The sequence below is a fragment of the Paenibacillus sp. 79R4 genome, assembly GCF_013393165.1.
Classification (GTDB): domain Bacteria; phylum Bacillota; class Bacilli; order Paenibacillales; family Paenibacillaceae; genus Fontibacillus.
Window position 1 is genome coordinate 1 of the sequence record NZ_QJOT01000028.1, and the last position, 21927, is coordinate 21927.

The 21927-nt window shown below is 43.4% G+C and carries 25 protein-coding genes; 2 read left to right on the forward strand and 23 right to left on the reverse strand.

Annotation, left to right across the window (positions count from 1 at the left end; genetic code table 11):
• Positions 1-1962, reverse strand: a 1962-nt coding sequence (locus DMN77_RS23080; RefSeq protein ID WP_256872558.1) for a DUF5704 domain-containing protein, incomplete at its 3' end; no start/stop codon positions are given.
• A 7-nt stretch (positions 1963-1969) separates the two neighbouring features.
• Positions 1970-3091, reverse strand: a complete 1122-nt coding sequence (locus DMN77_RS23085) for a copper amine oxidase N-terminal domain-containing protein (RefSeq protein ID WP_179016421.1) — start codon at positions 3089-3091, stop codon at positions 1970-1972.
• 649 nt (positions 3092-3740) lie between these two features.
• Between DMN77_RS23085 and DMN77_RS23090 the strand changes: the two genes are divergently transcribed.
• Entirely contained in the window at positions 3741-4094 is a 354-nt protein-coding gene (locus DMN77_RS23090; RefSeq protein WP_082790190.1) for a hypothetical protein, read from the forward strand.
• 503 nt (positions 4095-4597) lie between these two features.
• Positions 4598-4804, forward strand: a complete 207-nt coding sequence (locus DMN77_RS24335) for an IS3 family transposase (protein ID WP_372776470.1) — start codon at positions 4598-4600, stop codon at positions 4802-4804.
• Between the two features lie 471 nt (positions 4805-5275).
• Here the strand turns inward: DMN77_RS24335 and DMN77_RS23100 are convergent, their stop codons facing one another.
• The 21 genes from DMN77_RS23100 to DMN77_RS23180 form a co-directional block, all read right to left on the reverse strand.
• Positions 5276-5701: a hypothetical protein gene (locus DMN77_RS23100; RefSeq protein WP_179016423.1), complete on the reverse strand. Its 426-nt coding sequence runs from the start codon at positions 5699-5701 to the stop codon at positions 5276-5278.
• Between the two features lie 342 nt (positions 5702-6043).
• A complete protein-coding gene (locus DMN77_RS23105; RefSeq protein ID WP_179016424.1) occupies positions 6044-6556 on the reverse strand; it encodes a DNA polymerase III in 513 nt (170 codons plus the stop codon).
• A 14-nt stretch (positions 6557-6570) separates the two neighbouring features.
• A complete protein-coding gene (locus DMN77_RS23110; RefSeq protein ID WP_372776473.1) occupies positions 6571-7068 on the reverse strand; it encodes a hypothetical protein in 498 nt (165 codons plus the stop codon).
• Between the two features lie 244 nt (positions 7069-7312).
• On the reverse strand, positions 7313-7780 hold the full coding sequence (locus DMN77_RS23115) for a hypothetical protein (RefSeq protein ID WP_179016425.1): 468 nt from the start codon (positions 7778-7780) through the stop codon (positions 7313-7315).
• 52 nt (positions 7781-7832) lie between these two features.
• On the reverse strand, positions 7833-8681 hold the full coding sequence (locus tag DMN77_RS23120) for an RHS repeat-associated core domain-containing protein (protein ID WP_256872559.1): 849 nt from the start codon (positions 8679-8681) through the stop codon (positions 7833-7835).
• Positions 8682-8743: 62 nt separating this feature from the next.
• Positions 8744-9022 (reverse strand): hypothetical protein, encoded by a 279-nt coding sequence (locus DMN77_RS24075; protein WP_256872560.1) that lies wholly within the window; start codon positions 9020-9022, stop codon positions 8744-8746.
• On the reverse strand, positions 8958-9158 hold the full coding sequence (locus DMN77_RS24080) for a hypothetical protein (RefSeq protein ID WP_229521099.1): 201 nt from the start codon (positions 9156-9158) through the stop codon (positions 8958-8960). Before DMN77_RS24080 ends, DMN77_RS24075 begins: the two co-directional genes overlap by 65 nt.
• A 776-nt stretch (positions 9159-9934) precedes the next feature.
• Entirely contained in the window at positions 9935-10231 is a 297-nt protein-coding gene (locus DMN77_RS23125; RefSeq protein WP_068782402.1) for a DUF3349 domain-containing protein, read from the reverse strand.
• A 1-nt stretch (position 10232) separates the two neighbouring features.
• Positions 10233-10409 (reverse strand): DUF1308 domain-containing protein, encoded by a 177-nt coding sequence (locus DMN77_RS24340; protein WP_218653106.1) that lies wholly within the window; start codon positions 10407-10409, stop codon positions 10233-10235.
• Complete coding sequence (locus tag DMN77_RS24085) at positions 10406-11095, reverse strand: RHS repeat-associated core domain-containing protein (RefSeq protein WP_256872561.1); 690 nt, start codon at positions 11093-11095, stop codon at positions 10406-10408. The genes DMN77_RS24340 and DMN77_RS24085 overlap by 4 nt, the downstream gene beginning before the upstream one ends.
• Before the next feature lie 62 nt (positions 11096-11157).
• Positions 11158-11436, reverse strand: a complete 279-nt coding sequence (locus DMN77_RS24090) for a hypothetical protein (protein WP_068782401.1) — start codon at positions 11434-11436, stop codon at positions 11158-11160.
• Positions 11372-11572 (reverse strand): hypothetical protein, encoded by a 201-nt coding sequence (locus DMN77_RS24095; protein WP_229521099.1) that lies wholly within the window; start codon positions 11570-11572, stop codon positions 11372-11374. Before DMN77_RS24095 ends, DMN77_RS24090 begins: the two co-directional genes overlap by 65 nt.
• 800 nt (positions 11573-12372) lie before the next feature.
• Positions 12373-12774 (reverse strand): hypothetical protein, encoded by a 402-nt coding sequence (locus tag DMN77_RS23140; RefSeq protein ID WP_179016426.1) that lies wholly within the window; start codon positions 12772-12774, stop codon positions 12373-12375.
• A gap of 17 nt (positions 12775-12791) precedes the next feature.
• The gene (locus DMN77_RS23145; protein WP_179016427.1) at positions 12792-17561 is read right to left on the reverse strand and encodes an RHS repeat-associated core domain-containing protein; all 4770 of its coding nucleotides are present in this window, start codon (positions 17559-17561) and stop codon (positions 12792-12794) included.
• Positions 17562-17573: 12 nt separating this feature from the next.
• The gene (locus tag DMN77_RS23150; protein WP_068782406.1) at positions 17574-17912 is read right to left on the reverse strand and encodes a WXG100 family type VII secretion target; all 339 of its coding nucleotides are present in this window, start codon (positions 17910-17912) and stop codon (positions 17574-17576) included.
• 17 nt (positions 17913-17929) lie between these two features.
• Positions 17930-18211, reverse strand: coding sequence for a WXG100 family type VII secretion target (locus DMN77_RS23155; RefSeq protein WP_256872562.1), 282 nt, complete (start codon positions 18209-18211; stop codon positions 17930-17932).
• Positions 18212-19006, reverse strand: a complete 795-nt coding sequence (locus DMN77_RS23160; protein ID WP_179016428.1) for a hypothetical protein — start codon at positions 19004-19006, stop codon at positions 18212-18214.
• Positions 19007-19021: 15 nt separating this feature from the next.
• The gene (locus DMN77_RS23165) at positions 19022-20428 is read right to left on the reverse strand and encodes a hypothetical protein (RefSeq protein ID WP_179016429.1); all 1407 of its coding nucleotides are present in this window, start codon (positions 20426-20428) and stop codon (positions 19022-19024) included.
• Positions 20429-20482: 54 nt separating this feature from the next.
• On the reverse strand, positions 20483-20776 hold the full coding sequence (locus DMN77_RS23170) for an EsaB/YukD family protein (protein WP_068782409.1): 294 nt from the start codon (positions 20774-20776) through the stop codon (positions 20483-20485).
• A gap of 20 nt (positions 20777-20796) precedes the next feature.
• Positions 20797-21552: a vWA domain-containing protein gene (locus DMN77_RS23175; protein ID WP_068782410.1), complete on the reverse strand. Its 756-nt coding sequence runs from the start codon at positions 21550-21552 to the stop codon at positions 20797-20799.
• Positions 21553-21638: 86 nt separating this feature from the next.
• Positions 21639-21911: a WXG100 family type VII secretion target gene (locus DMN77_RS23180; RefSeq protein WP_068782411.1), complete on the reverse strand. Its 273-nt coding sequence runs from the start codon at positions 21909-21911 to the stop codon at positions 21639-21641.
• Between the last annotated feature and the right edge of the window lie 16 nt (positions 21912-21927).

Genomic DNA, 21927 nt, shown 5'->3' on the forward strand with positions numbered 1-21927 from the left:
CTCCAAAATAAGGGCCGACCGCCTCTCATTCGGCTTCGTCTTCTGGTTATGTGCTGCATCATCCGATACTGACGAGTAGTTGACGACCGGGGTATGGACCGTGACGTTATTAATCCGGTTGATAGAAAACTCTTTCCCGCCGCTTCCGCCAACGTTTTCAGGCAGTAAATCATAATATATAGTTCCTGTACCTGGTGTCTTCGCCTTATTCAATAGAGATCGACTAATCAGGAGACGATCCTGGTATAATACCCTGTCCCCAATTGGCTCGGGTGGAGGGATGATTCCTGGCGTAGGCCCACTTCTTAACACGGTCACATCATCCATAATGATCTCACTATTAAAGATAACAAGATCATTTTTAACATCAGGGTCATCCGTCTGAGACTCTGCCATTCCTAGTAATTGGGAAGTATCATCCGGTGGCGACGGTCGCTCATAGCCTCCTACAACGGTAGGTGGGTCAAAGATGATCGTCCCGGACTCCTTCGGCATAACATGGTCTTCTACCCTGTCGCTATTATCTAATAGCACATCCGGAGGATCATAAGCATCTGGCCATAATGTAACCTCGCCATCCGGGAGAGCATAATTTCGCATTTCTGCTCGGTCAATGCCGTACACCTCTAGATTTTTGATTTGCCAATAGTCATAGTCCCTTGTAAATTCAAAGGTATATGTCTTATGCTCCGTATCATACATATCGATATCGGGCTGTGGCACAGGGTTCCCTTCCGCATCCGTTGTATCCGGCTGCTTCTCCTTCCATTCAAGTTCGTATTCAACATCTACCTTGCATTTATATTGAACCTTACCTTGCATATTGCCAAATGTATGTTGATATAAGTAATTGAGTCCCCATGCATTCGTGTATAGATACTCCGAAGTAGGAATTGCCTGCTCAACATCGAACCTGTAGGGATAATTCCATAAATCATCCGCCAGAATAACGCCGGTCGCTTCTGGATCCATCACAGATGATTGTGGAGCAGCCACTTCTCCAGGTGGTGGAAGAGTCCATTCACAGTCTCCCTCTCCCCCTCCACACCCAGGAAGGGTAGGATCTTTGCTGCATTCCGGAACATCTTCCTTCCAAACTGAAACAACGTAGGTCCCTTGTAGATCGACCGTGAAATTTCGTTCAAATACTTTAGGATCTCCATTAGCCAATACCTGCTCAAATTTCCGATCAGAAGGTTTGTTCATTGAAGCCAGGTATGACTTGACAATAGAGTAGTTTTTTCCGTTATAGCTCAGTTTCTCCTGACCTTTGTTAATCGTATATTTTATGTCTTCTTCTCTCTTGTATTCTCCAACCTTTTCCGTTTTAAAGGGGCGTTTCGGATCATCCTTCTTGTCGGTAACATATACATGCTCTACCGGAAATAGAGCACTGTCATAAGTAGCCTCAATGTCGAAATATTCGTCAAGATCATCGCGATGAGCCCAAGATTCCGCATTTTTTATTCCCTGCAAGGAGTACCAGGGACCACTTCTTTTATTACCGTTTCCATCAATCGATATCATGACGGCACTTAAAAATAGTTTTCCCCCTTGCTTGATATCCCCCATCCCATTATCCAACAAACCTTTCGTAACCTTCGCCTCTGGAACCTCGAAGAAGGTCGTTACCGGTTTTCCAGGGGTAGGAGGGTTTGGATTTTGTCCTGTTTGTTTTACATCCTTTGTACCCTCGAAGGTTACAAATTTTCCACTAGCCGTGGGCCGACAATCCTCCTTGTTTTTTCCTTTCCACGTACAAACCTCATCGGTTCTAATCGTCCAGCCTATCGTTTTATAGCGGATGGAAGAACTGGCGGCGGTCGAGGTAATACTAAATTTGAGAGCGCCGCTTTCTATAAGTACATCTATCTTGGCCTCAACTTTATTAATAAATAGATTTGAGAATAATAGGGTAAACAATACAATAATTGAAATTGACTTCCTATGTTTATTAATCATTGACTATCTACTCTTTGCTTATTTGTGACTCTTCTAAAATACTTGCGTTAACAGTAACCTTTAATGTTGGTCCCCAGTAACCTCCTACATTTGTTCCAATGGGAAAGTCTACATAACCGGAATACCATACTCCTTTTTGAAAGTTGAAACCTTCTTCACTCCACCCTTCAGAAGTATCAAATATAAGCTGTTTAGATTTACTAAAGTTATTAAATTTAAATTTGACTGTTGATCGAACATAATAATAACCATATCCATTCGCAAATATCATTGAAGGTTCAGGGACGAGAGTTCCTTCGATTTGTATTTTATTTTTTATAGCCCAATTCGTATATTGTTTCAAATCTTTATAAACAGCACTTTTCTCAAGTTCAGATGCATACTTAATCATATGAGTGCTCATATCCCTGATCCATTGATCATCAATCGTTCTGTAGTCCACATTTAATAAGAGATTCCCGTACTCCTGAATATGCGACATCCAAATATCTATATTCTCTTGGGTAAATTCCGGTAATTGATATAGTGTCGATGAAACTCTTGCTTTCCCCTCACGATAATACGGATACTTCATCTCATATAAACTGTTTGGAATGTCAGCCAGAATATACGGGTAGTCTTTATAGTTCTTCGGAAGGTTGGTTGTACGGATTTTCCGCCCATATGGATCGACCGCTCCAATCTCTTTCCCCGGGGTTTTAATAATGATTATGTTTCTCTCTTCATCCCACTCCACTTCCTCTTTCAATACTTCACTGACAACCTGCAAAGGAACCATGACTGTTCCATCCTTTTGCAGTACCTTCGCTGGCAGGTTGATTGTGTTGCCTGCAGCTATAGCTGTAGATGATCCTACCGTTAGGGTCAGATCAATTCCTTCCTTCTGAATTTGCAGAGATTTAGATGCGTTATTCCAGCTTACCTTGGCTCCTAATTTATCCGTTACAAAGCGGATCGGAACCATCGTTACTCCATTTTCCTGATACGGAATTGCTCCCTTCATTCCCTTTACATATATGTGCTTTTCTCCATCCATCATTAGCTCGACCGGTTTCCCTGCCGCCAATGCCACATTTGCAATCATTAAACTTGCTATGAATATCCCGACTATTGTAGTAAGTCTTTTCATTATTCGTACTCCTCTCTTTTGTTTGGTAAATCAATATCATCCTGCTTCCTACATAACAGTTAAATAGTACCATATCGTTTTTAAAAATGTTGTCGTTTATTGTCGGCATTGGATTGTTTCTGTAACCAAAACCCTGTTATTACTTGCATTACTAGTTCTATCCGTCTATATCTGTAGACCTCTTCAAACGTAATCATTGGATTTGATTGGATTTAAGATAATAGGAGGTAGCACATCGAAAAGAAAAACCTTGAAAGGCTAGCAGCCAATCAAGGTTTAGATATTTTACAAGGAAGAAAAATATATGCAAAAAAGAAATCGTGGAGAGATTAAACTTATCTCAGATCTTATAATTATCTTAGTGAGATTTACTCATACCGCATCCACCAATAATAAAAAAAGAATTAGCCGTAATCCCATGAAGATTAATCGTTTATCTCATCGTATACTCTATTGGAGTCTTCTTATTAATAAATCGGCAGTTTGCACTTTCTCTCGACTTCTTTGGCTAACCCCAATTACAATGAAAATTTCAGAAAATTAATATATTGCATATAATCTTCATTTTGTTACAATAGTTAAAATATTACTTTTCAACCTTAACTTTTTCTTCTGTTACTCCATAATAAGAAGGGAGGTGAAATAATTAATGAAAAAAGTTGTATTAATCTTATTACTGGCGTTATTCTCCTTCTCTACTAGCGCATTTGCTGCTTATACTGCAACATCACATGATATGTCAGTCAGTCAAACAGCTCAATATAAATTGAGTGTCGGACTATGGAGCTCTACGAATGAAACTGTTGAGTTATCTCTTTATTCCAAAGGGCCTTCCGGTCAACTTAGTCAAGTCTTCTCAATTACTGCAAATATTGGACCAACCTCTTCAAGTCCTGTCGAGTATTCAGTAGGTTATCTTAGTCCAGGAACTTATGTCCTTAAAGGACAATTCCAAGGATCATATGGCAGTCTAGGGCCTGTTAGTTTGAATCAAGTTTATTAATATTCAAAAACGACCAGGCGTATTATTTCAATCGTTTGGTCGTTTTTTTGGGGGCCAAATAGCCAGCATATTTTCTTATATCGTATAAAAATAGTACATCCCTTATATCTTGTTATAATAAATAGACCAATCATGTTACTTCTAACCCTTAACGGCCTATTTTCACTTACGGAATAGAGTTTAATGAGCTCATTCGTCACCCAGTAAATAAGAAACCATGAAAGACACGAAGCCAATCAAGGTCATAATGTTTATTCCTCTTCATAGCTCATTTTAATGTATCTCCCAATTTATAGGTATCCAAATTCATCATACCCATTTTAAATTCTGCCTCTGTATTTACGATAGCAGAGCATTTTGGACATTCTATGCTAATTAATAGTAAGTTATACATGATAATATCCCATTATTTTCCATATATTACACCGATCCCCTGCTCATTCCAACCAATATTCTTCACATGATTACAAGCAACTTCAGGTTAAGTACGATTTACTAAAAGTATGCCGCATGTGAGCCGATGTCTGGATAACCAGCCTATTGAACGCTTTTGGGGTGCTTTTAAGACGGAAAGCTTTTATCTGACGAAACATGATACCTATGAAGATGTCCTCGAAGACGTGGGAAAGTATATCCGCTACTACAACAATTTCCGCTATACAGAACGATTAAATGGCTTGTCTCCTAACGAATATCGACGGGCTGCATAATGACGAAAGAAAAATAAAAAACCTCAGCTCTGTAAAAATTGAACTGAGGGAACTAACGATTTTTTTGCACTGTCTACGTGACAGGGGGCACTTCAGTTCAAGTAGGAAAGAGCTTTTTAGAAGTTTAATTTATTGTTTGGTTTGTTGATTGTTTTGTACGACCTAATTGTTGGGATTGTAAAGATTATAGACAAAATGTTGGCGCAACCCCCATGGGTCTTCAAAAGTCTCTGCTAATGGAAATATTGCATGATCAATACTCTCAAATGCACGTTCATAGCACCATAATATAACCTTCGGTGGTAAATTTCGGTCAAGAAAGGATAGACATACATAATCATCATACTCCCGTTCGCAATAGGGATACTACCATCCTTCATCAAATCTCTATATTCGGTATAAACTTGAAAAATGCTCTCCTCTTTTTCAGAGTCAAATTCTAATACCTTAATTATTGAAATAGAGCCGATTTCATTGTTCAGTACAAGTTTCGCCATTAAAGATAAAATTGGATATATAATCCATTTTTTCTTCGAAATTATTTGGGAATTTCACATTTAAAGCCTCCTCTAATTTAGTAATACTTTGCATATTAATCACCGCCATAAAAGGAAATTGTGAGTCTCTATTAGTCTTTGGTGGCTTTTTTTCAAGATTAATAAAAACCCTACGCGACCAGTCGGAGTACTGGTTACTTTTATTAAATGGATATTCTTTTTTATAAACCATTACGTTGTGGTCTTTATTATAGGCCACCGAATCTGGATGTAATAAAGTATCTTCTCTTAATTTGGCAACATCTATATCTTTTCCAAATTGTGTTTTTACTAGCAGTCGATTGAACATTTGAATTATATAAATGTTTTTCAGAATGAGTAGTAAAGAAATCTGCGGCATTCATGCCTCCAGACAAATTCCTATTCTTTTCTGATTCTCTCATTCACAGTCACTTATCCATTGGGATAGTTGCAAACCATGTTCCTACGCATCTAAGGAAGCGCAATCTACTACAGATGTTATAAGAGAAAGCGAAGATAACAAAAAACAGGTCAATCATGGTGGTATCTGACCATAATCGACCCGTTCAATGTAACGGAATATGGATATTTGAATTATAACTGTGCGTACAACCGCAATGAAGAAATCTTTATACGGGTATTACATGGGTTAGATGGGTTATTGGTTGAATGATGGGTTTTTTCGGCACTGGGTAACTCCAGACAAATCAAATATCCACGTTTACGATTTTTCTTCACACACTCGAATAATCTCTTTAGGTATTGACTCAAAAACTAATACCTCTGGTTTTGGATAAGGTCTTTTTAACAAGTATGCTTGAAGTGTCATCATGCTATCCCAATATAACCTAATCCAATGCTCAATGCTTTCCCCTGTATCAAAGTTCAATGCTTCTTCATCAAAATCCTTGAAATCATCGTAGAAAGCTTGGTCATAGATAGAAATAGAAATATCACCATCAAATATGAGAATTTTATTCGTAAACACAGGGAAACAAAACGACTTAGAAAAACGATTAGATATATCAACACCTATAGCTTCTTTAAAATTAACCCAATCAGGAGTATTAAAAGGTTTCAAACTTTCGGTCTTTTCAAATTTCACTCTACCACCGTTACTATAACGATTATTAGACTTTGTGAAAAATTGTATTCCTTCTTGCATGACTTGTTCTTCCGAAACAAAATGTGCGTGATTTTCAGGTAAATAAGCATGATACAAAAAAAAACTCACGTTCTCTCACCCACTCATTCTTTATTTCTTGGCACATAAGGAAAGTGTGAACTTCTTGTAGGCTCATCTAGGTGTTCAAAAACTCTGTGACTTCCCGTTGGAGTATCAGGTATACTGATGTTTCCGTCAAATTCTTTATAATACTTGGTTATCCGGTTTGGATTCGGATTATTGGGGTTTGGCCAATTTGAAAATGCCTTATCAGGATTGATCATTGTTTCTTGCCTTAATTTCTCCACATCAACATCTTTCCCATATTGTGACCGATTGGGAGTAGATGGTTTACTTGGATTATACAGGTACTTTTCAGAATGAGGATTGACAAAATCTTTGGGATTGCTTCCCCCATCGAATTTTGTAGGAACTGGAGCATTCCCCTTCCCCTCACCCCGCAACATACTTCCAATATTATCGCCTGCAGCACGCTCTCCCATATTAGGGAGGGTTTGTTCCTTACACAACCCCAGCGGATCCACATATTTCACAGTCGGAAAACAGCGTTCTATCTCCACCTCTAGTTCCTTGATTTCATTCTCACTACACCCCTGAATTTCTTCAACAGAGGCTATTTAGGAACTTACCAATAAATTTACGAACCTGTTTTATGTAACGGAATCGCGTTATTTAGGGAATAAAATTCAATCTTCGTTGTGCGTACAGCGGAATGATGAAATCTTTATACGGGTATTACATCGGTTATAGTTGTTACTAGTTGAATGATGGGTTCACTCATCACTGGGTAGCCCCCAATGAATGTCAAGATTCCCTTATCCTTACCACCACAATATTCCCTGAGTTACCAAAACAAGATGCATGATACAGCCCATCATAAATGTTCTCTACTCGGAAATCACCTACAAAGATATTATCAGCCGCTTTTTCATCATAAGCATACCGGACAAGTATTATTGTAAGTTGTTCAATGAGTTTTCTTTCTAAAAGTTCCTTAATATTTTGACCAAACTGTTTGATTGGTTGAGGTATTTCATCAAATTCAAACCATTCATCAAATTCACCTATAAATTCTTGATTAACAAGTTCGACAGTAAAGTTATTTAGAAATTCGTTCAGATGGGACAACTTTTTTTCAGAAATTTCTTTATCATGAAGTATCTTAAAATCTTCATTTCTTCCAAGCGATGCTAACAGAAATGATAAACCATCTCCGGACTCACTTGCTTCCAATGTAAGAAATTGCGTACAATCGAATAGAACATCAGCCATACCTTCACCTCTAAGGGAGGGATGGCATAAAGACTGCCATCCCTAAATTTTTTTATCTCCTATACTTCTCATTGTTTAAGTAATCGTAAAGCTGACTAACGTCCTTCTTACCTGGTGAAGTTACGCCGCCCCCCTGAGTCTTTGAACCTTGTCCACCAAAAATTTCACCATTTTTGTTTATATTCCTTGTTGGTTGATGTACGTGTGGTGATAAACCTGCATGGGAATCTGAACCAAATCTCTTGAACTGCCCTTCGGGATTAGAACCACGTGAATTGTTGTTAAAGCCTTTTGAATTAGTGTGTAGAGTTGTTTCTTTATCCACCGGAACATTTTTCTTTACATACCCGTCAAAAGTTCTTTCACCAGGTTGCGGCTTGTACCCTCTAGTTTCGAGACCTTTCCCCGTCCCCTCACCCCGCAACATACTTCCAATATTATCGCCTGCAGCATGTTCTCCCATATTAGGGAGGGTTTGTTCCTTACACAACCCCAGCGGATCCACATATTTCACCGGATCCCCGTTGACATAAGCATAGCGGTTAAAGGTTTGACCATCTCTTATATCCCCACGGATTAGATCCCGGTTCAGGAATCGCTTTAAGCCAGGGTGGTAGTAGCGGGCTCGCATGTAGTATAAGCCGTTCGGGTCGGTCATGACTCCGTCTCTACCGTTGTACTGGAATGGTTGGGAGGTGGTTCCTTCGTGCTGCTCTAATTCTCCACATAACCCATAGGTGTATCGGTCGGTTACCATCCCCTGCTCATTCGTCAGTAGGGTGGTACTTCCACGTAAGTCACTGTGGTAACTAGAGTACTGCCCTTGGGCATCTTCACGCCCAATTAATCCCAATCCATAGATATAGTATGCCTTCACTTGCCCCGTTTCGTCCAGTTCCATTAAGACTCGGCTTAATCGGGAAGCATCATCCACGACATAACGAGTTGTCTTCCCACGGTAGGTCAGGGAGATTCGTTCCCCTTCCAGTCGTAGCGATAATTTGCTTTCCCGGAGCGTGTCAGGCGGTTTCTCGCATCGTACTCATATGCGCCCATCTTCTCGCCGTCGCTATAGTACAAGAGATTGCCGTCGGCATCCAATTCCACCGGATATAGACCAACGCTAGATAAGCGATTGTCCTTTCCGTAGGACAGGCTCCATGACGAAGCTTGTTGACTATCCCGTGTTTCTGTCAGGTTGCCCCCGGTATCTATCGTAACTATACTGGATCTTCCGACCACCCCAAGCCCCGCTAATCAGTCTACGCAGCTTATCACAGGTATACTGCTTCTCCTCTTCCTGGGTGATCTGTCCGATTTCGTTATAGACATATCGATACTGCTGCAGCATGATTCCCTGCGGCGATTGATCCTTCAATCGTGTGAGCTGACCTGCTATATCATATCGATATGTAGTTTTTCAACCCCGAGTAACTTCGTTGCTCATCTAGACTTGCTCATCATCGTAGGCTTCCTCCAGAAGCATTCATTTTCCCGATTAACAGGCTGCTTGATTATAACGAAGCCCTAAGTTGTTGTCGTTGGTATCAGTATAGGAATGACTTCATCAGAGCTGTGCTTAGTTAACTGGCTTGTATAGGAATTACACAGGTTATCGGCGCCGTGGATAGTGATTACTTCACTCTGTACTGGATCAACCAAATAAAAAATCTTGAGAGGCTAGCCTAAAACGTATCCTTACCTGTTTATTTCAATTGGTTGTCTCCAGATTGTATTTACAAGATAACCATCGTTACAATAGTCATTTCAGTTACAGACAAATTCCTATTCTTTTCTGATCCTCTCAATCACAGTCACTCTATCCATTGTGATAGTTGCAAACCATGTTCCTACGCACCTAAGGAAGCGTATCTACTACAGATGTTATAAAATGAGAAAAAGCGAAGATAACAAAAAACAGGTCAATCATGGTGGTATCTGACCATAATCGACCCGTTCAATGTAACGGAGTAGCGTTATTTAGGTGATGAAATTCAAGCAATTATGTGCGTACTATCAAAATAGCGAAATCTTCATACGGGTATTACATGGGTTATATGTGTTATTGGTTGAATGATGGGTTTATTCGGCACTGGGTAACTCCACCAAAAAAGAAACCTTGAAAGGCACGAAACCAATCAAGGTCCACAGTCTTTATTCTTCTTCTGTCCATTCCTCAAAACCATAAGGTAAAAGTTTTTTTCTTATATTCTGTATGACTTCATCACTTGACAGGTTAACAGATACTGATTTTTGAATGTCATTAAGAGTAATAGCTATGTCTTTCCCAGTAATTGACGAAATAACTTCGGCCAAGTTCCTGTCAGACATATATTCGTAGAGCAAGGACATGAGCGGAAAATAATCATCGTTTCCAATACCATTAGGGAAAGCATGTTTTAACATCTTGTATGTGCTTTCCAAGTGTTTTGGCATTAAAGTGTCACTCAATTTACTTACCTCCTAAAGGTACTGGTGAGTGTATATATGCATCAAAATCCACTCCTTGGGCAGAAGCCCCTCTTACAAATTTAGCATCACCAGTCATAGTTGTAATTCCTAAATTATCGCCCGTACCAAAAATAATCTTATCATTCGCTCCGACTTTCTTGGTTTCTACTAGATTCATAGCCCTAGAGGACGGTTATCAGGGATGACTTGAACGCGATTCATAAATCTTTCCGCGCGTGCTTTCTCCAATGGTCCTGCAACTCCGTTTATTATATTTCTAAATTCCCCTGCGGCAGTGTCAGTCATAACCATCTGTTTTCCATTTACATATGCTTTTAACTCATGTCTGATAGAAGAACCTTCAGATATGAATGCATTAGCAGTTCCGGTATCAATATTTACCTTCGGAAGATCACCCGTCCCCTTAGTAACTGGCAGCTCGCACTTACACAACCCCTGCGGATCCACATATTTCACCGGATCCCCGTTGACATAAGCATAACGGTTAAAGGTTTGACCATCTTTTATATCCCCACGGATTAAATCCCGGTTCAGGAATCGCTTCAAGCCAGGGTGGTAGTAGCGGGCTCGCATGTAGTATAAGCCGTTCGGGTCGGTCATGACTCCGTCTCGGCCGTTGTACTGGAATGGTTGGGAGGTGGTTCCTTCGTGCTGCTCTAATTCCCCATATAACCCATAGGTGTATCGGTCGGTTACCATCCCTTGCTCATTCGTTAGTATGGTGGTACTTCCACGTAAATCACTGTGGTAACTAGAGTACTGCCCTTGGGCATCTTCACGCCCAATTAATCCCAATCCATAGATATAGTATGCCTTCACTTCCCCGGTTTCGTCCAGTTCCATTAAGACTCGGCTTAATCGGGTAGCATCATCCACGACATAACGAGTTGTCTTCCCACGGTAGGTCAGGGAGATTCGTTCCCCTTCCAGTCGTAGCGATAATTTGCTTTCCCGGAGCGTGTCAGGCGGTTTCTCGCATCGTACTCATATGCGCCCATCTTCTCGCCGTCGCTATAGTACAAGAGATTGCCGTCGGCATCCAATTCCACCGGATATAGACCAACGCTAGATAAGCGATTGTCCTTTCCGTAGGACAGGCTCCATGGCGAAGCTTGTTGACTATCCCGTGTTTCTGTCAGGTTGCCCCCGGTATCTATCGTAACTATACTGGATCTTCCGACCACCCCAAGCCCCGCTAATCAGTCTACGCAGCTTATCACAGGTATACTGCTTCTCCTCTTCCTGGGTGATCTGTCCGATTTCGTTATAGACATATCGATACTGCTGCAGCATGATTCCCTGCGGCGATTGATCCTTCAATCGTGTGAGCTGACCTGCTATATCATATCGATATGTAGTTTTTCAACCCCGAGTAACTTCGTTGCTCATCTAGACTTGCTCTTCATCGTAGTCTTCTTCCAGAAGCATTCATTTTCCCAATTAACAGGCTGCTTGATTATAACGAAGCCCTAAGCTGTTGCCGTTGGTGTATAGGAATGACTTCATCAGAGCTGTGCTTAGTTAACTGGCTTGTATAGGAATTACACAGGTTATCGGCGCCGTGGATAGTGATTACTTCACTCTGTTCTGGATCAACCAAATTAAAAACCTTGGGAGGCATACGAATTTCGGGCTATAGTAGAGGGCAAGGTTGCTAGCCTAAAACGTATCCTTACCTGTTTATTTCAACTGGTCGTCTCCAGATTGTATTTATAAGATAACCATCGTTACAATAGTCATTTCAGTTGCAGGCAAATTCCTATTCTTTTCTGATCCTCTCAGTCACAGTCACTCTATCCATTGGGATAGTTGCAAACCATGTTCCTACGCACCTAAGGAAGCGTATCTACTACAGATGTTATAGATTTGAAAAAAATGGGAGAACGCGAAGATAACAAAAAAACAGGTCAATCATGGTGGTATCTGACCATAATCGACCCGTTCAATGTAACGGAATATGGATATTTGAATTATAAAATTAAAGAATCTTATGTGCGTACAACCGCAATGAAGAAATCTTTATACCGGTATTACATGGGTTAGATGTGTTATTGGTTGAATGATCGGTTTTTTCGGCACTGGGTAGCCCCCACAAAAGAAATACCTTTAAAGGCAAATAATTAGAACTCCTCTAGTGAAATTGCCTCAATGGAACTACAGTAGAACTCAATAAAGTTATACCCATCATTTTCTCCATAACCACTATCATCATGCACATGGTATCGTTGACTTGTATCCCATCCTACTCCTTCTTTATCGTGTACTATTAAACTTCTTGTCAGATAAAGATTCGTTATTTTCCTTACACTAAGGTCGGAAACATTAGCATACCTTATTTTTATTTTAAATCGTCGCCCTGTCTCAATAACCGAGACGAAAAAGGATAAAGTGAGTACAGTAGTATAATTATCTTCAAAATCAATTTCTACATCGTAATCAATTCCAACTATTTCCTTGTATGTCCAAGAGCCAAGAGCATTTAATTTATCAGTAATAGTGTCGTAATTTTTTATAGCAGTCAAAAAACGCATCTCCCTCATTAATCAATAAATTTTATGGTATTTGTCACTTCATCAATTACACCTTGTCTGAGTCTGCCTGTAGAAAAGTCCATAAAATACTTTATCTCTGATTTCACATTTTTCCCTGCATCTTGATAAATGTATTCATGCATATGTGGGCTTGTATGATGAGCAGAATTCCCGTGGTCAGAATAATCGATTCTATACTTTTGCTTGCCTGCTTGGTCATAAATCACCCTAGATTTCTCAATCTGCCCACTTGAACCTAGACGACTAAAATCGATTCTAGCCCCTGGAGTTCCTTGCATAGGAGCATAATTATTTTTATAGTACTCATCAGGCAGGAACGGTTTTTTAGCAATGTCATCAATTTTCCCCTTCCCCTCACCCCGCAACATACTTCCAATATTATCGCCTGCAGCACGCTCTCCCATATTAGGGAGGGTTTGTTCCTTACACAACCCCAGCGGATCCACATATTTCACCGGATCCCCGTTGACATAAGCATAGCGGTTAAAGGTTTGACCATCTCTTATATCCCCACGGATTAGATCCCGGTTCAGGAATCGCTTTAAGCCAGGGTGGTAGTAGCGGGCTCGCATGTAGTATAAGCCGTTCGGGTCGGTCATGACTCCGTCTCGGCCGTTGTACTGAAATGGTTGGGAAGTGGTTCCCTCGTGCTGCTCTAATTCTCCATATACACCATAGGTGTATCGGTCGGTTACCATCCCCTGCTCATTCGTTAGTAGGGTGGTACTTCCACGTAAGTCACTGTGGTAACTAGAGTACTGCCCTTGGGCATCTTCACGCCCAATTAATCCCAGTCCATAGATATAGTATGCCTTCACTTCCCCCGTTTCGTCCAGTTCCATTAAGACTCGGCTTAATCGGGTAGCATCATCCACGACATAACGAGTTGTCTTCCCACGGTAGGTCAGGGAGATTCGTTCCCCCTTCCAGTCGTAGCGATAACTTGCTTTCCCGGAGCGTGTCAAGCGGTTTCTCGCGTCATACTCATATGCGCCCATCTTCTCGCCGTCGCTATAGTACAAGAGATTGCCGTCGGCATCCAATTCCACCGGATATAGACCAACGCTAGATAAGCGATTGTCCTTTCCGTAGGACAGCCTCCATGGCGAAGCTTGTTGACTATCCCGTGTTTCTGTCAGGTTGCCCCCGGTATCGTAACTATACTGGATCTTCCGACCACCCCAGGCTCCGCTAATCAGTCTACGCAGCTTATCATAGGTATACTGCTTCTCCTCTTCCTGGGTGATCTGTCCGATTTCGTTATAGACATATCGATACTGCTGTAGCATGATTCCCTGCGGCGATTGATCTTTTAACCGTGTGAGCTGACCTGCTACATCGTATTCGCGCTGCTCTCGCGTACCGTTGGGACGAAGGGTTTCCTGCAAGCGGCCATTCCTATCATACGTATACCGGGTCACCCTTCCTTTCCAATCTCGAACCTCGGTTAATTCACCCGCCAGGTTATAGCGGTATTCCACCACTTTGCCGTCCGGATACGTCAGCTGCGTTAAGCGCCCAACCACGTCATAGCCATACCGGATCGAGTGTCCCCATACATCTGTGCTTTCCACCAGTCTTCCGGCCGCGTCATATTGCCGGCTTGTGCTGGCTTCACCCTCTGTCGCAGAAATAAGACGTCCATCGCCGTCATAACCAAATTGAATACGGCCCACTTCATCCTTGGCCTGCAGCAGTTGACCAGCGGCATCATATTGATACGTAGTCTCTTGATCCCGGGCATTGCTTCGCCCGCTCATCCAGCCTCGCTCATCATACGTATAACGCCGACTTCCTCCCGAAGCATTTGCTTCCTCGACTAACAAGCCGCTTCGGTCATAACGAAGCTGCGTGGTATTGCCGTTGGCATCCGTATAAGAAGTAAGCTTGTTCTCCCCATCATAGCTCTGCGTATAGCGGGCTACGTCTTCCTCGATCACTTCCTGCAAGCGATGTGCCGCATCATAGCGATACTCGGTTACTTTTCCTGCCGCGTCCGTCCGCTCTACAACCTGATGCATTGCATTAAACCGGTGACGAGTGGTATGGCCCAGACCATCGGTTACTCCTAGCGGATTTCCTGCCGCATCATAGGCGAGACTCAGTACGGTCCGACCTTCCGCATCTGTCACCGTCAGCTGCCGTCCGGCGGCATCGTAGGTATACGCGACAGGTCGTCCTAACGGATCGATGATCTGGCTGATCCGGCCCGCTTCGCTATATTCGAAACGTGTAACGGCCCCGGCTGCATCCTGCTCCGAGATCAAGCGATCCTCTGCATCATAAGAATAGCGCTTCGTATTCCCCAGTGGATCGGTAATTGTCTCGACTTGTCCGCTTGGCGTATAAGTATATCTCGTCGCAGCTCCGGAAGGCATACGCACCTCCAGAAGCTGATCGTTCTCGTTATACGTATAGTTCCACGTTCTTCCTAAGGAATCGATCACTTGTGTCAAATTATCCTTGGCATCATAAATCCGGCGCAGTTTACCATCCAAAGCATCTCTGACGCCATTCATCCGGCCTGCTTCGTCATAGCTTACTGTCCGAAGTCGGCCTTCTCCGTCTTCTATCGCGATCAACTGGCCGCTCTCTCCGTACTCAAACTTCGTTACACCGCCATTGAAGTCCTGGTAAGAGATACGCTGACCGTGTTCGTTATATTGAATTTTCGAAGATGTTCCATCCGGCTTAGTGATGCCAGCAAGGCGTCCGTGCTCATCATATCGATAGGAAGTCACTCCGCCCAGAGCATCTCGTTCCTCGATCAATCCATATCGCTCATCGTAGCGATAGGAAGTTGTATTCCCAAGCGGATCGGTCCAGGAGATGAGTTGTCCGTTGGAATCATACAACTTCTGAGTTGTCTCCCCAAGCGGATTTGTTGCACTCGTCTCGAGCCCCGTCTCGCTGTACGTAAACTTTTGCGTACTTCCATCAACTTCTGTCACCTCAAGCAGCAGATAGTTCTCATCATGCAGGAACTGACGCTGTTCTCCCAGACGGTTCGTCAGAGTCGTCCGAGTGAACCACGGCTGGCTTTCCGTATCGTATTCTAATCGGTTAACCCTTCCCTCGGCATCCTCTTGGGCAATGATCCGGTACTGTTCATCATATGTATTCGCAAATTCTAGTTGTCCATTAATCAACATCTGCAAGATCCGGCCTTCCGAATCACAAACGAATTCGGTCGATATCCCCGTTGGATTCACGTATTCTCGTAGATAACCTTGCTCATGATAGTGAAGCGTCACTTCTCTGGAGCCATCACTGATCGATTGAAGCAGTCCTTCTTCGTTATATGTCAAAGTAAAAGAGCGATCCGTTAAAGAATCGGTCAAAGAGACGAGCTGTTCTTGTTCGTCATAACCGGCTTCTAGTATAAGGCCATAAGGATCGACATGAGCTTGCAGTTGCCCCTCCGAGTTGAACTGATATCGCTCCCGGGAAGAACGCAGCTCCAGCTCATAGCCAGATTCCAACTGACGCAAAATATCTCCCTGTACGTCGATATCCCGGCTGCGGTAGCTTCCATCCTCCTGACGGATAAAACGGTTGCGACGCCCCGCATTCCACCAGACGGTAATGGTACCCATTTCCTCCTTCTCCCACTCCAACCGAAGCGCATAGTTATGCGTCCAGGCCAAGCCCAGCTCACTGCGCTGCAGAAGGCCGGAGTTATAGTCCAGTACAAGCTCCCAGGTCGTAGCCCCGTAGAGCTTCATGACCGGATGCTTGATAAACTGATGCCCTGTTCCCGCATGGATCGGGTCCGAAACGTGACTGAGGCTATTTCGCTGTGCTGAATTCATTTGCTGTACGCTTCCCCCATTAGACTGAGAAGGTTTGCTTCTTATTGTAAAATCCCCTACTTTTCTCTCTGCCTCAACTACATTCTCAGCCTGCCTCACTCCAGAAGCCACATCTCCGCCTGCATTCGCCGACTTCCCGGCTGCAGATAGACCACCGGCAACTGCAGCGCCTCCAGCTCCGGCGATACCTGCTGCTGCTACTCCTCCATCTGTGATCGTCTCACCAGTCTTGGCTCCACCTGAGACTTTACTACCATCGGCGACCACCTCTACGACTCTGTCGGCAGATTTTATATCGTGAGCAGCATCCGCTATCTTACCTCCGGTACCTATTGCATCTCCGATCTTCTCAGTAGCCTTTGCAGTTTCCGTTACACCTTCTACGACTCGTTCCCCTGATTTCACAGCATCCGTCACACCGGTCACTTTGCTAACTAAGGCAATACCTCCAGCGGCTTCCGTGGCTACTTTACCAAGCTTTGCTGTAGCAGAGACGCCCTTACCCAGCGGTCCGAGAATACCCACTCCCCGTTCCCACAAAGCCAGCTTGTCGCCAGTCACTAAATCACGACCGGTTACTGCCTCAATCAGTCCCTTGGCATTGCCAACAATCGGTACGAAGTCGAGTGCCATGCTCACTGCGATCCCAATAAACTTCCAGGCACCGGCACTAATGAGCGGTTTGCCCTTGCCATCCGCCTCCTGGAACTGCTCACCCTTCCGCTGTGACAGCTTTGACAGTTCCTCCAGCTCTTGACGAATCTCCTGAAGCTGCTGATTAATCGTCTGATAGGTGCTATCCACATCCGAACGGCGCCGGCTCTCCAGCGTTAATTGACCCATCGCCCGCCGCAGGCTCGATTGGATGCTCTCCAATTGTGCCTCCGCTTGCCTCAGATCTCTCCCGGTCTGCTGCAGGTCGGAGACGTTGACTTCGATCTTCAATCCAATTCCCCCTTAGCGATTCTTACTGGCTGCTCGGGCATACGCCTCTTGCTGACGTCGGGCTAGCTCTTCCTGCTCTCTTCTTCGATCCTCTGCAAGGTCAGCTTGGCGGAATGCTTCAGCAATTCGTTCCAATGTGTCTGCAAAGGCATTCATCTTATCCGCTGTGCGACCCATCTTGCTATTCGTTGATCGAAAACCTTGAATAAACCACTGATAAGCATTGCCTTTCCAGACTATCGATGACACTCCCTGATTTAATCGAGAGGCTTCGCTTGTTAATTTACCGCTTCCTGCACGTACTTGCTTAGCGATGCTCTGCAACTCATACACATCCGCACGGATTGGCATAAGTTCATTTCCCCCTTTTAATAAGTAGTTGAATCCGCCTGACTAAACCGCTTGGCTATTGCATTCAGTTCGTCTCCAACATCCTTGAGCATTGCAGAGACACTCTCAAGCTGCTTATGTGCATCCGTATAAGAGGAGTAGAAGCGCTCTCTCGAATTTCCCTCCCAATCTCCCTGCAAGCCATCAATTAATGACTTCAGTTCCTTGGCCATGTTCAGATTCTCTTCACTGCAGCGTAAGAAGCGATCCCCAATCGTATGAATTTGTTCCGGTTCAATTTTAATCTTCTTAGCCATCATCTATGCTCCTTCCAATACGATATCGAACTGCTCGGCAAATCTAAGTAACGAATCCAAGAATATCTGAGGCTGATAAGCCTCAATTCGAAGTACCTGATCATCCGGTTCAGTGACAAGGTACAATTCATTGTTGTCGTGAGCATAATGATAGGCTTCCTGATACCAAGCCGATCCAACTCTTCTCCAATACACAACTGAACCATCCTTCTGACCATGATGAAAAGTATTCACAATAGAATGCGCCGCTTCATCATCACATCCGGAACTAACCAGCTTATGAATTTGCAACTCCTGATCCAACTGATTCCATCGATTCCAATCCATCTCCATTAAGTCCACCCGACAATCCCGCTCCGACTGCAATTGAAGTGGAAAAAAACCAAGCAACACATTCATCGACAACTCTGCATTAGCCACCGGACATAGAATAACCTTATTCTCCTCGTCACTAGTTCGTTCTACTACAATCTGCGGCAAGAAATATAAGAAGGCATCATAGTGTTCTACGCCGCGAATATCTTTCTTGGCATGAATGACATCTTCTGCCCCGCACGCTGCTATACAAATGCCTAACACATCATCGATAATCAAGCTGGAATCAGAGGCTGAATCGATCTTCAAATACCCTAAATCCAGAAGCTGCTTCTTAATGGCTTCATACTCTTCCTTTAGCTCCTCTATGAGAAATCCCCGATAAGGATCTTCAAATCCGGCAACATTATGTATCTCCATCATCTGGGTCAAAAAGAAGAATTGCCCCTTCGTAAGCTGAAAAATAAAATTTTCCTGTTCCATGCCGCCTCATTCCTCCTAAAAATGATTAAAAATATAGAATGCAAGTGCTAAAACGATAAGCATCACCGAGACAATGAGCGTTATAAGCCATACATTTCGATAAATGGATCCATTAGGAATCTCTTCTTCGGATTTCAGCAAGCTTTTAATAGGTGAAGTAGAAGTGCTGTCGGAGACATAAGAATTGTCAATTGCCTGCTGAACCTCAGCCATGGCGATTTCAATTTCCCGCAAAATAGATGGATTATCCGCGTACTGTTCTACTAACTTTCCATATTCCCACAAAGCAGAAGGGAGTTTATTTTGCCCTTCTAAGCTGCGCGCTTTTAACAGGGCTGCTTCCATCTCTTTACTAGGAAAATCCCGCATAACAAGCGGATTGACAGGCTCGTTGGGAACCCCATCTTCAAGGGGTTCTTCTTGCCCTATCCCTTGTATAGCTTTATTAACGATATCCGTTTCCTGAGACTGAGAATTAGGCGTTTCTGGCTCTCTTTTCCTTTTTACCGAGGATAGCTCAATCGCCCACTCACCGAACGATGGACATAGATTTAGTTGCTCAGCATTCCATACTCTGGCGAACATTCCTGAGACGACGACACCATAGTTCTCCTCAAGCACCCGCAGCAGCAACGAGAAGCGTTCGCATTCTTTCTGCATCTCCTGCGGATCGAAGAAGCTTTCCCCCCAGGACATACCGCGAACCTCCGCACTGCTCCATGCCAATATTTCAGCCAGAAGCACTCCCCCAGAGAAGCGATTATAATGGAGCCCCCACGGGTATTCTTCATGGTGATGGACAGGCATATAACCGTTCAGTCCCTCAGGTAAATAATCAGGTTCTAGGAATCCCTCCATGAACATATCTTCCACATCAATCAACTCTACCTTTGCCGGTTCATCCCATGACGTAGTCTCAGGAATATCGCAAAACATTAAATTACTGGACGATAGGTCAATATGTGCGGCTCCCTTTTGCTCCATTTCAGCAAGAGTATTAGCTAGAGCCAGCGCCAGACTCCGGCATTGTTCAACGCTCAGCCCGGTTCTCCCCAGCAGTACATCCGTCCAGGTTAATCCCTCGATCCAGGGCATAATTGAGCTATATAACAACTCAGGGTATTCCTGAAGTAATTCCATATCCTGCTGCGGATTAAGAATCTCCCGGGCACAGACGCTTAATCCCTCTACTTGCGATAATTCATGAAACTGCGACAAGGTATTGATGGCGGCAGGATTCCTAAACAGTGGACGGTAGATCTTCAGAGCAGCCGCGCGACTATTATCAGAATGCAACAGCTTGTATACTGTGCCTTGCCTTCCTTCTTGGCCATAAGGTGTTCCTGGAAACAAAGGATGCTCGGCGATCGTATATATCTGTTCACGAATACAGAACTGACTTCCTGCTTCAGGTGGAAACATGCTGATTAGCTCCCTTTTGAATTCAAAATATTCACTCATAGTATCTATCCATAATTAAGAATGATTGGAAACCGTCGAATAGGATTGTACCCTCTCAATTCTTAGGTAATAACCATCCATGACCCCCAGATCTTGAAGGCTCATAGTAGGCTGAACTGCCTTCCATTCCGTTCCACCGCCGTTAATAAACCATCGGCAACTGGTAAAATCCCCGCCAAAGGCCATCCATTCGTTAATCCCCCGCAGCATTGGTTCAATGATATCAACGAGCGGCGCATTGTTCGGCAATTCCAAATCAATCTTCTTACCGGTAGAGTCTATGATAAGCGTAATTAATGTTCTATCCATCTGTTATTTCTAACTCCCTTCTAACCTCTTATAGGCGTTGAGGCCGACATTTGGAAACCCAGAGATACCAAGTCCGCGCTTGTTCCAGGCAGCATCATCAGAGCTCCCGGCCGAATGGAGTAGGCGGATTCCATCATCATCTCCCGATAGCTTTCGGGAATAATAGAGGACATCCTCATTAACTTCGCCGAATAGGGGTCTTCAGTAGGAGAATCCGGCATTAGCCCCTTCCAGGACCTAACATCCTTCACCTTGCTATAAACGGCCTCATCCGTTAGAAAAATATTCTCAATAAGAACATTTCCATCGGGTACCGCCATTTCCATAATCCGCTTGGCAATAGGCTCAGGATCCTCTCCAGTGTATACACCATCAGTCATATGACAGATGATCGGAGCCGGACAGTGCTCCATGCCCAGAAGCTCATGCTGCAACAGCTTCTCGGCCTGCTTGAACGCCTTCGCAGTATCCGTAAATCTCTTGGGGTACAGCTCCGGCATATTTCCCAGGTTGGCGATTCTATCAATTGACTTCACTCCATCCAGAAGATCATAGACTTCGTCACTATAGGCCAATATGCTGATCCGGTAACGTGGAGATAGACTAGAACCCTTTGTCGAACGGTAGATGATCTGTCTGATCGCCGTTTTTAGGGCATCATTTACCACATCCATCCTACGGCGTCCTTCAAATTCCAACGTCATCGATCCGCTAATATCCAATAAATATATAATTAAGGCAGGCGTGCTTCCCGTGGCCTGAATCTGATATTTCACGTTGATTACCCCTCATGGTTCTTAATAGAAATAGATTAAAGGCCAGGCCATAATCTATACCTGGCCTGGCCTTTAGCTTACTGATTTTAACCTTGTTGATCGGCTTGTCTAAAGCGATTAGCGATAGTCTTTAATTCTTCGGAGATAGCCTTAAGGTTCTCTATGTATGTCTGCATATTCTTCTTATCTACCTCATATCTCTGAATGAATTTATTTTGAGTTGCCCCATCCCATTGAGACTGCAGCGATGAAATCGCGGAGTTCAATTTACTAGTTAATTGCTCACTTTGAGAAGCACCATCCAAGAACTGTTTAGCAATCTGATCCATTTCCTCAGGTGTAATTAAAATACGGGCCATGAAATTTCCTCCTCAA

Excerpts from the sequence above, each read along its gene's own strand:
- DMN77_RS23085 (WP_179016421.1), bottom strand. The coding sequence starts at position 3,091 with ATGAAAAGACTTACTACAATAGTCGGGATATTCATAGCAAGTTTAATG.
- DMN77_RS23090 (WP_082790190.1), top strand. The coding sequence starts at position 3,741 with ATGAAAAAAGTTGTATTAATCTTATTACTGGCGTTATTCTCCTTCTCT.
- DMN77_RS24335 (WP_372776470.1), top strand. The coding sequence starts at position 4,598 with ATGCCGCATGTGAGCCGATGTCTGGATAACCAGCCTATTGAACGCTTT.
- DMN77_RS23100 (WP_179016423.1), bottom strand. The coding sequence starts at position 5,701 with ATGCCGCAGATTTCTTTACTACTCATTCTGAAAAACATTTATATAATT.
- DMN77_RS23115 (WP_179016425.1), bottom strand. The coding sequence starts at position 7,780 with ATGGCTGATGTTCTATTCGATTGTACGCAATTTCTTACATTGGAAGCA.
- DMN77_RS23120 (WP_256872559.1), bottom strand. The coding sequence starts at position 8,681 with ATGGAACTGGACGAAACGGGGCAAGTGAAGGCATACTATATCTATGGA.
- DMN77_RS24340 (WP_218653106.1), bottom strand. The coding sequence starts at position 10,409 with ATGAATCTAGTAGAAACCAAGAAAGTCGGAGCGAATGATAAGATTATT.
- DMN77_RS24085 (WP_256872561.1), bottom strand. The coding sequence starts at position 11,095 with ATGGAACTGGACGAAACCGGGGAAGTGAAGGCATACTATATCTATGGA.
- DMN77_RS23150 (WP_068782406.1), bottom strand. The coding sequence starts at position 17,912 with ATGCCAATCCGTGCGGATGTGTATGAGTTGCAGAGCATCGCTAAGCAA.
- DMN77_RS23155 (WP_256872562.1), bottom strand. The coding sequence starts at position 18,211 with ATGATGGCTAAGAAGATTAAAATTGAACCGGAACAAATTCATACGATT.
- DMN77_RS23160 (WP_179016428.1), bottom strand. The coding sequence starts at position 19,006 with ATGGAACAGGAAAATTTTATTTTTCAGCTTACGAAGGGGCAATTCTTC.
- DMN77_RS23165 (WP_179016429.1), bottom strand. The coding sequence starts at position 20,428 with ATGTTTCCACCTGAAGCAGGAAGTCAGTTCTGTATTCGTGAACAGATA.
- DMN77_RS23170 (WP_068782409.1), bottom strand. The coding sequence starts at position 20,776 with ATGGATAGAACATTAATTACGCTTATCATAGACTCTACCGGTAAGAAG.
- DMN77_RS23180 (WP_068782411.1), bottom strand. The coding sequence starts at position 21,911 with ATGGCCCGTATTTTAATTACACCTGAGGAAATGGATCAGATTGCTAAA.